The following is a 15,045-nucleotide window of genomic DNA, read 5'->3' on the forward strand; positions in this document are numbered from 1 at the left end:
TTGTATTCAATATGTCAATTTATAAAGATTTTGTTCGCAAATCTTTTGCAAAAACTAATGAGGATTCTTTATTTGTTGAAGATCTGATCAAGTTACAAAAAGATTCTTATGATGAATTTTTGCAGCTTAATATGCTGCCTGAAAAAAGGGCAAATAAAGGGCTTCAACTTGTATTAAGAGAGTTTTTTCCTATCGTTGGTCTTTCTGGAATTTTAAAGTTAGAATTTTGTGGTTATGGTGTTAGTGAGCCTGTATTTAGTGCTGTAGAGTGCAAAAGAAAAGGCTTAACTTATAGTGGAGTTATTAGCATCTTATTAAGGCTTATTGTTCATGATGTTGATGAAGATGGAAAAACATTTGTAAAAGATGTAAGAGAGCAAAGTGTTTATATAGGCGATATGCCTTTCATGACAGATTTCGGAACCTTTATTATTAATGGTACTGAAAGAGTTGTGGTTTCTCAAATGCATAGATCTCCAGGAATTTTCCTTGATATTGAGAAAAAAACAAATACAGTTGGGCCATCTTATGATATCCATATTGCTAGAATTATTCCTTATAGAGGGTCTTGGATTGATGTTGAGTTTGATTCTAGTAACCTGATGTACATTAGAATAGATAAAAACAAGAAAATACCTCTTATGGCACTTTTGATGTCTTTGGGTGAAAATGATGTTTCTGCTAAAGATCCTGGAATGTCAAAAAATGAAATCTTAAATGAATTTTATGATATTACTGAATTTAGTGTTGTGGAAAATGGGCTTAAATTTAATTTAGATTGGAATAAATGGATTGGTTCTAAGTTTGATTTTGATATCTTAGACGCAACTACAGGTGGAATTATCCTGAAATCTGGAGATTTAATTACTAAAGGATTTATTAAAAAACTAGGAGATAAAAGTACAAAATCTCTTTTGATTAATAAAGATGAATTTACAGATATTTATTTAACTCATGATATTAATGAAGAAGTTAAAGTTAGTGATGTTGTATTGTATGAAAATCTAATAGAGCACGGAATAACTTCTTTTAAAGGTGTGATTATAGATGGAAATTATAACACTCCTTACGTTATAGATTCTATGAGATCGTATAATTATAAAAACCGTATTGAAGCTATGGTTGTTCTATACAATACAATGAGGCCAGGCGAGAGGGTGAAAGTTGATGTTGTATATGCATTGTACAAATCCATTTTCTCTGATCAAGATTACTATAATTTATCAGAAGTTGGGCGTGTTAAGCTAAATCAAAAACTTGGTTTGAATTTGCCTCTAGATTGCCTTACTTTAACAAAAATTGATATTTTATCTACAATTAAATCTTTAATAAGATTGAAAAAAGGCGAAGAGTCAGTAGATGATATAGATAGCTTAGAGAATAGAAGAGTTAGATCTGTTGGAGAGTTAGTTGAAAATCAATGTAGGCTTGCAATGGGAAGATTCTTGAAATCTGTTAAAGATAAAATGAGTGGCGTTGATTTAGAATCTTTGATGCCGTCTGATTTGATTGCTCACTCTAAATCATTTACAGGAGTGATTCGTGAATTCTTCTGTACTTCACAATTCTCTCAATTTATGGATCAAACCAACCCACTTTCAGAAATAAGTCATAAGAGGCGTTTGTCTGCATTTGGACCTGGTGGTATTAGCAGAGAAAGATCAGTGCTAGAAGCTAGAGGTTTGCATGCTACCCATTATGGAAGAATTTGTCCTGTTGAAACTCCTGAAGGGCAAAACATTGGATTAATTAATTCTCTTTCTATTTTTGGTAAGATAAACAAATTTGGATTTATTGAAACTCCATATCATCCAGTTGTTGATGGAGAAGTGAAGTCAGAGATTGTGTATTTCTCTGCTTCTGAAGATAAGAAGCACATTATTGCGCATGCTGATCCAGATATTTTAGATGATAATAATAAGATTAAAGCAAGCTCTGTGAAGTGTAGATTTAATAATGACTATGTAATTGTTGATCCATCAAAAGTTCAATACATAGATGTTTCACCTAAACAGATTATTTCTGTTGCATCATCTTTGATTCCTTTTGTTGATCATAATGATGCTGGTAGAGCGTTGATGGGAGCAAACATGCAACGTCAGGCTGTTCCGCTTATTGAGCCTGATTCTCCATTGATTGGTACTGGAGTTGAGAAATCTGTTGTGTATGGTTCTGCTGTGGTAATACAAGCTAAACGTGCTGGTGAAGTTGTTAGAGTAGATTCTTCTTCTATTATGATTAAAACTGATGATTCAGATTTAGATGTATATAATTTGAGAAAATTTGAAAAAACAAATGATGGTACATGTATTAACCAAAGGCCTATAGTATCTGTTGGGCAATATGTGAAAACTGATGAGCTTATTGCTGAAGGTTCTTCAATGGATAAAGGTGATCTTGCGCTTGGAAAAAATGTGAAAATTGCCTTTCTATCATGGAGAGGTGGAAACTACGAAGATGCTGTTTTGATTTCTTCGAAGTTAGTTAATGATTTTTCATCTGTTCATCTAGAGAAATATGAAGTTTCAGCTCGTGAGATTAAACAGGGAATTGAGCAAATCACAAGAGATATCCCAAGAGTTAATGAAGAATTCTTGATGCATCTTGATGAGAGTGGAATTGTTAATATCGGTGCTAATGTTAAGGGTGGAGATGTTCTTGTTGGTAGAGTTACACCTAAAGCTGAAGGGCCAGCAAGTGCTGATGAAAGATTGTTAAGAGCGATTTTTGGTGATAGAGCTTGTGACGTTAAAGATAGTTCATTGCGTGTTCCTCCTGGAGTGGAAGGTACAGTTATTGATGTGCGTGTTTTCACTAGAAAAGGTATGGAAAAAAATGAAAGAGCTCTTGTTATTGAACACGAGCTTTTGAGAAAGCTTCAAGCGCAAAAAACTATAGAATTAAATGTGCTGAAAGATTGTTTTGTAGATAAATTATGCAAAGCTATTGATGGAGAGGTATTGCGCAAAAAAGTAGGAAAATTTGCTGTTGGTGATGCTTTAAATAAAGAAATATTAGAAGAAATCAACTTAATGCTTGTTCCTGATATCATTAAGAATCCTTCACAAAATATCTTGGATATTATGCAGTCATACTCAGATAGAATTAATATTATAACTAAGAAGTTCCAAAAAGAAGATAAAAAGATAAGTGCTGGAGATGATTTGGTTTCTGGTATTATGGTTACTGTGCAGGTGTTCTTAGCTGTTAAGAGAAAGTTGCAACCTGGAGATAAAATTGCTGGACGACATGGTAATAAAGGTGTTATTGCTAGAGTTCTTAACTTAGAAGATATGCCTTATACAGAAAATGGAGAACCTGTAGATTTGATTTTCAGTTCTTTGGGTATTTCTTCTCGTATGAATCTTGGTCAGATCTTAGAAACTCACTTAGGTTGGGCATCATTTAACTTAGGTAAGAAGATAGATGGAATGTTATCTGAAGTTAAATCTGGACAAAAATCTGTTGGTGAATTAAGAGAGTTTGTTGACCAAATTTATGAAAATAATCCAGAAGTACAATCTAAAACAGATGATGAAATTATTGATTTCTCAGGAAATTTGAAAAACGGAGTTCCGTTTAGTTGTCCTGCTTTTGATGGTGCTAGTGTTGATCATATTTCGAAAATGCTTGAATTATCAGGATGCGATTCTTCTGGTCAAGAGGTCCTATATGATGGATATACCGGTTTGCCTTTTGATAGAAAAGTTACAGTTGGAATCATGTACATTATGCAGTTGCATCACTTTGTGGATGAGAAAATTCATGCTAGATCTGTTGGGCCTTACAGTCTTATTACACAGCAGCCGCTTGGTGGTAAATCTAATTTCGGTGGACAAAGGTTCGGAGAAATGGAGGTGTGGGCACTTCAAGGATATGGTGCAGCATATACAATTAGAGAGTGCTTGAACGCAAAATCTGATGATCCTCTAGGGCGTATGAGAGTTTTTGAAGCTATTAGTCAAGGATATGATGTGTTTGACCAACAAGGTGTTCCAGAATCTTTCCGTGTATTGTTATACTCACTAAGATCTCTATGTTTGAATGTTGAATGTTTGGTTTCTGTTGATGGAACTTTGGTTGAGCAAGATTTGAATAACTTGCATAATTTAGACGCATTGAGAATTTCTATTGCAGGGCCAGAGAAAGTAAGTCAATGGTCTTATGGTGAAGTGACAAGAGCAGAAACAATTCATTACAGAACTCTAAAGCCTGATCCAGATGGTTTGTTCTCGGCTCGTATTTTTGGTCCTATTAAAGATTATGAATGCTTATGCGGTAAATATAAGAAAATTAAATATCGTGGAGTTGTTTGTGAAAAATGTGGAGTTGAAGTTACAGTTTCACGCGTAAGAAGAGAGAGAATGGGGCATGTTAATCTTGCTGCTCCTATTGCTCATATGTGGTTTGCTAAATCTTTGCCAAGTAGAATTGGTATTATGCTTGGATTGTCTGCTAAAGACCTAGAAGCAGTTCTAAACTTTGAGAAATATTTGGTTATTGAGCCAGCAACATCACCTTATGCGAAAGGAACTCTATTAAGTGAATTAGAATATAATTCTATTGTAGAAGAATATGAAGATGAAGGATTTGAAGCTGATACAGGGGCTGAGTCATTAGAAAAACTATTGAAAGAAATTAATCTTGGAGAAGAGATTAGTGAAATCAATGAAGAATTGAGTGAAAATCCTAATGAGTCAAAGAGAAAGAGCTTGATTAGGAAATTGAAAATCCTTGAAGGTTTCTATAAATCAAACACAAGGCCTGAACTTTGTATTATTAGAGTACTTCCTATTTTGCCTCCTGAATTGAGGCCATTAGTTGTGTTAGATGGTGGTAGATTTGCTTCATCTGATGTGAATGATTTGTATAGAAGGGTTATCAATAGAAATAATAGACTAAAGAGATTACTTGCTTTGAATGCTCCATTAGTAATTTTGAGAAATGAAATTCGAATGTTGCAAGAATCTGTTGATGCATTATTTGATAATGAGAGAAAAAGCAGACCTATTATGCATTTGAATAGTAAGAGAGAGTATAAATCACTTGCATATTCATTAAAGGGTAAGCGAGGAATGTTTAGACAAAACCTTCTTGGTAAGAGAGTTGACTATTCTGGACGTTCAGTTATTGTTGTTGGTCCTGAATTAAGGTTAGATCAATGTGGTGTGCCTAAAGATATGGCGCTTGAGCTATTTAAGCCTTTTGTAATCGCAAGATTAGAATTAAGAGGTTTTGCTCCTACATATAAATCTGCAAAGCATATGGTTGAGCATAAGAGACCAGAGGTATGGGATGTTCTTGCTGAATGTATTCAGGATCATCCTGTTCTTTTGAATAGAGCTCCTACCCTGCATAGGTTAGGTATTCAGGCGTTTAACCCTGTTCTTGTTAATGGTAAAGCAATCAGGTTGCATCCATTGGTATGTACAGCATATAACGCTGACTTTGATGGTGACCAAATGGCTATTCATATTCCTTTGTCTATTGAAGCCCAAATTGAAGCAAGAGTATTAATGATGTCTACTAACTGTCTTTTGAATCCTTCAAATGGTAAGGCAATTGTGAAACCATCAAAAGATATGGTGTTAGGGTTGTACTATTTAACTCTTATGCTGTCTGATGATCCAAAAGCAATCGTCCGTGATATTGCAGAAGCAGAGCATGCATTAGAGAGTGGTCATATTAATATTGGAACTCCTATTAGAGTTGAAATTGAAGAAGGTGATAAATCTAGGATGGTGTTAACATCATTGGGTCGTTTAAAGGTGTATGAAATTACTCCAAAGCATCCAAAGATTGGATTTGACATGATCAATAAAGCGTTGAATACATCATCAATTTCTGAGCTTGTAGAAACAATTTATGAGCATTGTGAGAAAGATGTAGCTGTTAAATTCTTAGATGAATTTATGAATCTTGGGTTCTTATATGCAACTATGTCTGGATCTTCTTTTGGTAAAGATGATTTGATTGTTCCAGAAGAGAAGCATGATTTGATAGCTAAGACAGAGCAATTAGTTGAAGAATATCGTAAGCAATACATGGAAGGTATTATTACTAATGGAGAAAGGCATAACAAAGTTACAAGCGCATGGTCTAAATGTGCTGATGCTGTTGCTGAAATCATGATGGATAGAATGTCTGCTATAAAAGATGATCAATTAAACTCTGTATTTATGATGTCAGATTCAGGAGCTAGAGGTTCTGCCATGCAGATTAGGCAGATTGCCGGAATGCGTGGTTTGATTGCTAGGTCTGATGGTTCTATTCAGGAAGATCCAGTTAAGAATAGCTTTAAAGAAGGTTTGACAGTTCCAGAATTTCTTTATGCTTCAGAAGGTGGTCGAAAAGGGCTTGTGGATATGGCTTTGAAAACTGCAAACTCTGGTTACTTAACTAGAAGATTGGTTGGAGTTGCTCAAGATTGTGTCGTGCATCATGAAGATTGTGGAACTTCTAAAGGTATTATGATGAAAGCTATTATGCAATCGGGTAGAACAGTAGTTTCATTACGTGATCAACTTTATGGAAGAACTTTGTCTAAAAATGTGATTCTAGAGAGAGATGGAAATGAAGTTGTTATAGAATCTGGAACAATTGTAACAAGAGATCTTGCAAGAGAAATTGAAGAATACGGTATTGAAGAAGTAGAAACCAGATCTCCAGTTTCTTGTGAAAATATGGATAGTACTGTTTGTGTGAAATGTTATGGTTATGACTTATCTAAGGCTAAACCTACTATGGTGCAAGATGGAGAATCTGTTGGTGTGGTTGCTGCTCAATCAATTGGTGAGCCTGGAACTCAGTTGACTATGCGTACCTTCCATTATGGTGGAGCTGCTCAGAATATTTCTGAAGATTCTTTCATTGATGCTTCTGAAAATGTAACAATCATAATGAATGATATTAAAATAGTTAATAAAGGCGATTATGGAATTGTGATGAGTAGAAATAATGAGCTAAAAGTTAAATCTGCTAAAAAGACATTTGCCTATAATTTGCCATATGGATCTAAGATATTTGTAAAAGATCAAGATGCAGTGGAAGCTGGATTTAGAATTGCTGAGTGGGATCCATATAACACTCCAATTTTGGCCGAAGCATCAGGTAATTTAGTTTATCATGATCTGATTGAAGGAATTTCTTTGAAAGCTTCAATGGATGAGTCCACAGGATCACAAAACTATACTGTTAGTGATTGGAATGCTGTATCTAAAAAAGCTAATTTGCAACCTGCATTGAAAATTGAATTAGGCAATAGTGATAAAGAATACTATTATAGTTTGTCCATTAATGATGTTATTTTAGTAATAGATAAAGAATATGTTGAAATTGGAGATGTTATTGCTACACGAAGTCAAGGAGCCTTGAAAACAAGAGATATTGTTGGTGGTCTTCCTAGAATTGAAGAATTGTTTGAAGCTAGAAGTCCTAAATCTTTGGCTATTTTGAATGAAGAAGATGGTAGAGTAAGTTTTGGTAAAGATTATAGATCAAAGAAAAAGATAATTGTGACATCATTAAGTGATGGCTCTGAAAAAGAATATATTGCAGCAAAAGATAGATATATACTTGCTCAAACAGGAGATATAGTAAAGAAAGGACAAATCCTGGTTGATGGACATGTTTCGCATCATGATATGTTAAGAATATTAGGTGCTGAAGAAATGTCCCATGATTTCATAGAAGAAGTACAGCAAGTGTATAGAATGCAAGGTATTACTATTAATGATAAGCATATTGAAATTATTCTGAGACGAATGTTGAGCCAAGGAGAGGTTCTAGATCCTTCATCTAGCTCTTTCTTGATTGGAGATATAGTTGATATTAAAAAATTGAATTCAATTAATGAAATATTAATTACAAATGGTAAAGCTCCTATTAGATTCAGAAGAATATTACAGGGTATTACTAAGATTTCCACATCTGCTGGAAGTTCATTCTTATCAGCTGCATCGTTCCAAGACACTGCAAGAGTGTTGACTAATGCTGCGTTGTTTAATGATATAGATTGGATTACTGGTATTAATGAGAGCATTATGGCTGGAATGCTTATTCCAGCTGGAACTGGTGCTTTTGTAAGAAGACTCGAAACAGGATGGAAAGAAGAGCTTCAAAAAGATTTCCTAACTGCATCTGCAGAATGATTCATGTCTGCAAATGATTGCATGATCACATGATCAATCTGCAAATTATATGCAGATTAATTATGTAGTAAATATCAGAATCATTACGTGATCAACATTCCCAAAATATATTTTAAGTAGTATGATTATATAAATATATTCATAGGAGGATTGAGATGTTTTTAAGAGGGATTTTATTATCATTTTTTGTTTTGAGCATTGGATCAGATGTTGCGCAAGAGAAGAATGTTGCTGTAGTTGGTACTAAAACTAACAAGTCTGTAAAGATTAATTATAAGGATATAGTATCTAATCTATATAAAGTATTTGCTATGCAAGGCATATCTCCCAATCAAATTGCTCAATTGACTCAGAAAAACCCACAAATTTTACAAGACTTAATTGCAAAAATCAGAGAACAAATTATTGATGAAGAAGTATTATTTTTCATGTCTAAAGATAAAGGATATGAATCTAATGCTGCTTATATTAAAAGATTTGCAGATGCTAAAAAAGCAGTGTCCAATCAAATTTACAGAGAAGAAAGAGCAAAGCAAATAGTTCCCTCTGATAAAGATTTAAAAGATAAATATGATGAAGTAATTGGAAAAATTCCAAATATTAAAAAATATGATGGAACCATGATTGTTTTGAAAAATAAAAGTGATGCAGATGGAGTTCTGAAGATAATGAATAATAGAGATAAATCAAAATCAATTGATGATACATTTATTTCATTAGGGAACGCACATTCAATTACAGACTTTTCTGAATCAAAAGGCCATTTTTCTATGAATGAGCGTGAAATTGAATCTGTATATGGAAAGAATATGATGGATAATATTCAATCTACTAAAGCAGGAAATTTGACTAATGTGATTAAGTTTGATGATAAGTCAAAACTAGAAGGAAAATATGCAGTTGTTCTAGTGAAAAAAGTATCTAATGAAAAGAAACCAGAAATGGAAAGCATAAAAGAGCAATTGAAAAAAGCAGTAATTGTAGGAAAAATCAAAGAAGAAATCAATAAGCATGCTAAAGAGATTGGTGTGAAAAAATATAATAAAGACGGATTATTAGAGGAAGAAAAGCCTGCAAATATAGCTTGATTTAAAGAATCAATTAAGCTGGTTGAGAGCTTTAGTTAAATTTTTAGTTGAGATCTTTTGTTAATATGTTGTATTATAATTTTGAAGGGCGTTAAATGAGTGTTGCTGTTTTAAAAAAGAGATATTTAAGTAGGTCTGCCATTCCACGTGGTAGGCCTAAAATTTCTAAAGTTCATGTTGGGCCTACTCACGAAATTATTAAGAAAAAACTGGAATTTGGGTTGCAAGATACCAATATGCCTATTAATCTGCTTTCTTCAATGTACTCTTTAAAGAAAATCAATCAAGAAGAGTATGAAGCTGCAAGGTTTTATGAGGAATTATCTTATAAAGCTCTTGGATTAATGGATTGTTCTGGCAGGAAAACATCTTCTCTAATGGTTAATTTATCTAATGCCGGTACTAATCATAAAACATTTACAAAAGATAATCAAAAACTACTTAAAAGATGGTTGAGGGTAAGAGCTATTTTATTTAATACATCAAAAGAGATTGATGAAGTGATTTATAATGTTTTAGTAAAAAACAAACCTATTGGATTTAATTATATCAATACTTTCAAAGAAGGTCTAAATATTATATACGACTACTGTTCTAAAAGTAAAATCAAACAATCAACACATTGATTTTAGTGATATTTCTTTAGAATGTTATGCTGTATAGCTCTTATTTTACTTGAAATCTATTGATAAATGCTAATCGTTTTAATATCTATACGATTTGTTTATTAACTCACCAAAATATTATTACTTGATTGATCTACTGGATTATGATCCATTAATTGATTGATTTATTGTCAGTATAGTAAGCGTGCATCAATATGGTGTATATTATTATAAACAAACTAAACACAGTAGTAGGTTTTCATTTGAGGTAAGGCATAATTATTTGCAATTAAATATATTCTATATTATGACTAAGTAAATAGTTAAGCTTGTTGAGATGGTGAAGTAGCAAAACTTATGCAGTAAATCAGAATTGGAAAATATATATAGTAAAGAGTGTTATATTTTATTCATTATGAATTGTAAGAAGAGCTCTGATTTCTACTGTTATAATTTACTTGTATTACTATAATCTATTGCGATAACTATTTTTTGTTTTATGGATTTGATATCATTGTGACAATGGTTATAAAAAATAAGTTTGGTGTGAAAGTTTATGATGAGAATAGTTTGGATAAAATGCGTATAGCATGTGGTTTAGCATCTGCTACCTTAGATTATTTAGAGAGCTTCGTTAAGCCAGGAGTTACAACAAAATATATTGACCAAATGTGTGAAGAATTTGTGAGGAAAAATGGGGGAGTGCCTACTTGTAAAGGATATAAAGGATTCCCTGCATCTTTATGTATATCAATAAATGAAGTGGCTTGTCATGGGATACCAAATAATACACAACTTAAAAGTGGAGACATCGTAAATTTAGATGTAGTTGTTGAAGTAGGTGGATGGCATGGAGATACTAGCCGTACATTTGCTGTGGGTGAGCTTTCAAAACAGCATAAAGATTTAGTGAAAATTGCAGAAGAAGCTATGTATGTAGGGATTAATTCCGTCAAAGCTAATGGATGTTTTAATGATATAGGTGTTGCTGTTGAGAAATATGTTGCATCACAGGAAGGATATTGTTTGGTTAAAGAGTTTTGTGGTCATGGGATAGGTCGTAATATGCATGAAGAGCCATTAGTTTTGCATTTTGCAGTAAATAATCAAACATCTCCGATCGAACCTGGTATGTTCTTTACTATAGAACCAATTATTTCTTGTGGTTCACCTCATGTAAAGCAGATGAAAGATGGATGGACAATGGTTACTAAAGATAAAAGCTATGCAGCTCAATTTGAGCATACTTTATTTGTTGGTTATGATGATAAAATACATATTTTGACTTGATAGGTGTGAAATGGATTATAAAGTTGGACATAGAAAACGCTTAAGAGAAAAATTTTTAGAGTCTGATCATTCGAAATTTTCTGATTATGAATTAATTGAACTATTACTACAAATGGCTCAGCCAAGGAAAGATGTTAAGCCTTTAGCGAAAGATTTAATTGCATATTTTAGAAGTTTCAGTGCTGTTATAAGTGCAGAAACAAGTAAATTGCAGCAGATTACAGGAATGGGGCCAACTTCTGTAACGATGCTTAAAATAGTACATGAATCATTATGTAGATTGCTGAAGGAAGATTTATCAAGTGGCCCTATTTTGAATACTGGAGATAAAGTCTTGGATTACTGTAAAGCACGTATGGCACACCTTCCTAAAGAGCAATTTCGTGTATTATTTCTTAATAAGAAAAATGTACTGATTAAAGATGAAGTGCAGCAAACAGGCACAATAGATCATGCTCCTATTTACCCAAGAGAAGTGATACAAAAATCTTTGGATTTAGGAGCATCAGCAATTATTTTAGTTCATAACCATCCTAGTGGAAATTGCTCTCCATCTAATGCAGATATTACTGTGACATATCAATTACGTGATATAGCGAATATGATGAATATAAATTTACATGACCATCTGATTATTAGCAAAGGTGGATGCTTTTCAATGAGAGAAAATAATCTTTTATAGATAAATAGATTGTATAGCATAATAGGATAAATAGTATTTATATTTTAGTAATGATTTGCAGCCAAACATTTATATTATAATGATGCGCAGATGCTATAGCAAAGCATGCTTAGATTTTGATAATAGAGGCATAATTTTTATTTCATAAGTATATTGAGTTTGCTCTATATGAATGAATTCTCCCTATATGGATTGTGAATAAAAGATTAGAATAGCTGTAATGTTTAGGTATAAGTTTACAATTGAGTATGATGGATCAGCTGCAGAGGTAGGGTGGCAATTACAGCCTGATAAAGTATCTATTCAATCAATTTTATCAGAAGCAGCATTTAAACTATCTCAATCTCATATTATATTTCATGGTGCAGGTAGGACAGATAAAGGAGTACATGCTTATGGTCAAGTTGCACATGCAGATTTCTTAAGAGAATACCCTTTAGTGAGCTTAAAGCGTGGGATTAATTTTCATTTAGGAGATCATAAAGTTGCAATACAGAATGTTGAGCCTGTTCCTAATGATTTTCATGCTAGATTCGAAGCAAAAATGAAGACATATAGGTATGATATATGTATCCGTGATTACCCTAATGTATTAAGTCCAAATAATTGGAGGATGGTTTATAAATTAAATATTGATGAAATGCGTAATGCAGCTCAATTTCTTTTAGGCAAACATGATTTTACAAGTTTTAGAGATAATAATTGTCAAGCATTATCAGCAGAACGAAGTATTGATGAAATTAATTTTGAAGTGAAAAGAGATATTATTAGTATATATTTTATAGCTAGATCTTTCTTGCATCATCAAATCAGGATTATGGTTGGAACTTTAGTAGATGTAGGGTTGGGGCGTAAAAACTCAGATATTAGGAATATTATTTCAAGTAAATCTAGAGATCTAGCTGGTCCTACTGCACCAGCCAATGGACTTTTCTTAGAGAAAATTGAATATTCTATATAGTGCAATAATAATTCAATATAGAATAAATCAAGATTAATAATATACCTATATCTCTTTACAGATTTATTAATAAATACATCATGCTAGATATATTGTGCGAAATATTCCATATGCTTTGGTAAATGAGCTTGGAATGTGAATTCTTTCTCAAGAGTTAAAGTGATTTTATTACAGTGTAAATAAAGCTTACAATCAAATTCTGATCCATATTTCATATCTCCGATTACAGGATATCCAAGATATGCTGCATGTTTTCTGATTTGATGTTTCTTGCCTGTAATTGGGGAGAATTCTACAATATTATATTTGTCATTTTTTGCAATTGTACGATATTTTGTGATTAATTTTTTATCATCTTCATATGTTTCTATGGTTCCGCTTTTCAAATCATTACTAGGTAATAGTGCAATATATTGTTTGTCCCAAGTATGGATGGACTGAGAAAATAGCATTGCTGTATTCCTATTAAGAGCAAAAACTAGTACACCTGTAGTTAATTTATCTAATCTATGCACAGGATATGCATATTGATTGATTTGAGATGCAAAATTCTTTGCTTGCAAAAATGTTGAATTATCCTTATCTCCCTGACTACATATATTATATGGCTTGTTAATAACTAACATATTTTCATCATGAAATAGTATTGTTGATTCATCTATAGTATTTTTTGTGTTATCAAAAACATTCTCTTGTTTTTCAACTTTGTCCCATACATAGATAATATCACCATCATTCAATATTTGTTGTGGTGGAGCTTTCTTTCCATTTAATGTGATATTTTTAATCCTTAAGTGTCTTTGTAGTTCAGTGTAAGTTAGATTCATATAATGTTCTCTAAACCATTGCCTAATAGATATGTTAGGAGTTGCATTGTATTTCAATTTCATTATTTACTATAATACTATCTTATATTAACATATCATAGTGTTATATGCTTTGTTTTTAAGCTTGATTTTATCCGGATGCATACAAAAGTGGCAGGATATGCCTAGAAAGCCATTTTCTAGATATGAAAATTTTAGGAAACCTGTTCAATTAAATAAAAAAGATGGATATCAATATACTATTAAAAATAGCCAAGGGCATTTCAATATTACAAGCCAAAAGCATTATCATTTAGATGAATGTGGAATTGCTTCTTATTATGGAGATAAATTTCATAATCGAAAAACAGCAATTGGAGTTATATATAATCAATGGGATATGACATCTGCTCATCCAACAATCCCTTTGCCTGCAGTATTGAAGGTATCTAGAGTTGATAGTGGAAAACATATTTATGTACTAGCTATAGATAGAGGGCCTTTCGTCAAAAAAGGGGAAAATAGGGTAATAGATTTATCTAGAGGAGCTGCAAAAGTTTTAGGAATGGAAAAGCAGGGAGTTGCACATGTGCGTGTACAATGCTTAGTGCGTGCAAGTGAAAAATTACGCAAAGAGTGGCATACACATAAAAAAGATGGAAAAATACCTTACAACTTAGTTTCTAAATATGTAAGAAAAAACATTTTATGGTAATGAGTGTTATGGCTTATTACAAAGTTTATAATTCATGATAATATCATAAATTATAGTTTTTATAGTCTTTTTTGCGATTTAATTTATAATTTCAAGGTGAATTTAAATTTAATTTATAGTATCAGGTTGAATTTAGTGTTATATATATTCTAATGTTTATAGTATTTGAAGGTATAGATGGGGTTGGTAAAAGTTCGCATATAAGAGGAGTAGCTAATTTCTTACTTGAGCGAGGTATACAACATATTTGTACTAGTGAATTTGGCAATTTACCATTGGGGAAAAGCGTTAGAAATTTAATGATGAATTACGATATGACAGGAGAAGAAGAAATATTGTTAATTAATTTGATTAGGTCATATCATATCAGAAATGTTTTGATTCCTTCAATCCAAGCAAATCACTGGATTCTGATGGATAGATTTATAGAATCAACATGGGCTTACCAACATGGTGGGAAGCAAGTTCCTTATAATATAGTGAAGAAATTGACAGACTCGATAAAGATTCCTAAGCCAGATCTTACAATATTATTAGATGGTGATAATCATAGAAGTGTAGCAAAAGATAAGTTCGATAAAGAAAGTAAAGATTTCTTCAATAGAGTAAAAGCAGTTTATAAAGATAGGTTTGATCAAGAAAATTGGATTACATACAATACAAACATAGGGTATAAGGCCGTACAATCTATGATTCGAGAATATTTAGCAGAAAATATCTTATGTTGTTAGATAAATTTGGTTGATAG

9 protein-coding genes are annotated in these 15,045 nt (G+C 32.4%); 8 read left to right on the forward strand and 1 reads right to left on the reverse strand.

The genetic code is table 11. The features are described from left to right. Positions 1–11 precede the first annotated feature (11 nt). From rpoC to truA, 6 genes are all read left to right on the forward strand, one after another. Positions 12–8,150 carry a DNA-directed RNA polymerase subunit beta' gene (gene rpoC / locus FZC34_RS00325; protein WP_148971487.1) on the forward strand — a complete coding sequence of 2,713 codons (8,139 nt, stop codon included), beginning with the start codon at positions 12–14 and terminating at the stop codon, positions 8,148–8,150. Between the two features lie 155 nt (positions 8,151–8,305). Beyond that, complete coding sequence (locus FZC34_RS00330; protein ID WP_148971488.1) at positions 8,306–9,238, forward strand: hypothetical protein; 933 nt, start codon at positions 8,306–8,308, stop codon at positions 9,236–9,238. A 95-nt stretch (positions 9,239–9,333) separates the two neighbouring features. Beyond that, the gene (locus tag FZC34_RS00335; protein WP_148971489.1) at positions 9,334–9,864 is read left to right on the forward strand and encodes a hypothetical protein; all 531 of its coding nucleotides are present in this window, start codon (positions 9,334–9,336) and stop codon (positions 9,862–9,864) included. Positions 9,865–10,365: 501 nt separating this feature from the next. Further along, positions 10,366–11,133: a type I methionyl aminopeptidase gene (map, locus tag FZC34_RS00340; RefSeq protein ID WP_148971490.1), complete on the forward strand. Its 768-nt coding sequence runs from the start codon at positions 10,366–10,368 to the stop codon at positions 11,131–11,133. A 10-nt stretch (positions 11,134–11,143) separates the two neighbouring features. After that, entirely contained in the window at positions 11,144–11,815 is a 672-nt protein-coding gene (gene radC / locus FZC34_RS00345; protein WP_148971491.1) for a RadC family protein, read from the forward strand. Between the two features lie 220 nt (positions 11,816–12,035). After that, complete coding sequence (gene truA / locus FZC34_RS00350) at positions 12,036–12,776, forward strand: tRNA pseudouridine(38-40) synthase TruA (protein ID WP_148971492.1); 741 nt, start codon at positions 12,036–12,038, stop codon at positions 12,774–12,776. An 83-nt stretch (positions 12,777–12,859) separates the two neighbouring features. Here truA and FZC34_RS00355 read toward each other — a convergent pair whose 3' ends face one another. Continuing rightward, complete coding sequence (locus FZC34_RS00355) at positions 12,860–13,666, reverse strand: RluA family pseudouridine synthase (protein ID WP_148971493.1); 807 nt, start codon at positions 13,664–13,666, stop codon at positions 12,860–12,862. A gap of 37 nt (positions 13,667–13,703) precedes the next feature. Here FZC34_RS00355 and FZC34_RS00360 point away from each other — a divergent pair, with 37 nt between their 5' ends. Then, a complete protein-coding gene (locus FZC34_RS00360; protein WP_148971494.1) occupies positions 13,704–14,297 on the forward strand; it encodes a septal ring lytic transglycosylase RlpA family protein in 594 nt (197 codons plus the stop codon). 152 nt (positions 14,298–14,449) lie between these two features. Beyond that, positions 14,450–15,028: a dTMP kinase gene (tmk, locus tag FZC34_RS00365; RefSeq protein ID WP_148971495.1), complete on the forward strand. Its 579-nt coding sequence runs from the start codon at positions 14,450–14,452 to the stop codon at positions 15,026–15,028. Positions 15,029–15,045: the final 17 nt, after the last annotated feature.

Source organism: Candidatus Cytomitobacter primus, assembly GCF_008189405.1.
In the GTDB taxonomy this organism is placed as follows: Bacteria; Pseudomonadota; Alphaproteobacteria; order CAJXXZ01; family 1604HC; genus Cytomitobacter; species Cytomitobacter primus.

Bases quoted from the DNA above. Each gene is read 5' to 3' on its own strand.
- rpoC (WP_148971487.1), top strand. From the start codon at position 12: ATGTCAATTTATAAAGATTTTGTTCGCAAATCTTTTGCAAAAACTAAT.
- FZC34_RS00330 (WP_148971488.1), top strand. From the start codon at position 8,306: ATGTTTTTAAGAGGGATTTTATTATCATTTTTTGTTTTGAGCATTGGA.
- FZC34_RS00335 (WP_148971489.1), top strand. From the start codon at position 9,334: ATGAGTGTTGCTGTTTTAAAAAAGAGATATTTAAGTAGGTCTGCCATT.
- map (WP_148971490.1), top strand. From the start codon at position 10,366: ATGGTTATAAAAAATAAGTTTGGTGTGAAAGTTTATGATGAGAATAGT.
- radC (WP_148971491.1), top strand. From the start codon at position 11,144: ATGGATTATAAAGTTGGACATAGAAAACGCTTAAGAGAAAAATTTTTA.
- truA (WP_148971492.1), top strand. From the start codon at position 12,036: ATGTTTAGGTATAAGTTTACAATTGAGTATGATGGATCAGCTGCAGAG.
- FZC34_RS00355 (WP_148971493.1), bottom strand. From the start codon at position 13,666: ATGAAATTGAAATACAATGCAACTCCTAACATATCTATTAGGCAATGG.
- tmk (WP_148971495.1), top strand. From the start codon at position 14,450: ATGTTTATAGTATTTGAAGGTATAGATGGGGTTGGTAAAAGTTCGCAT.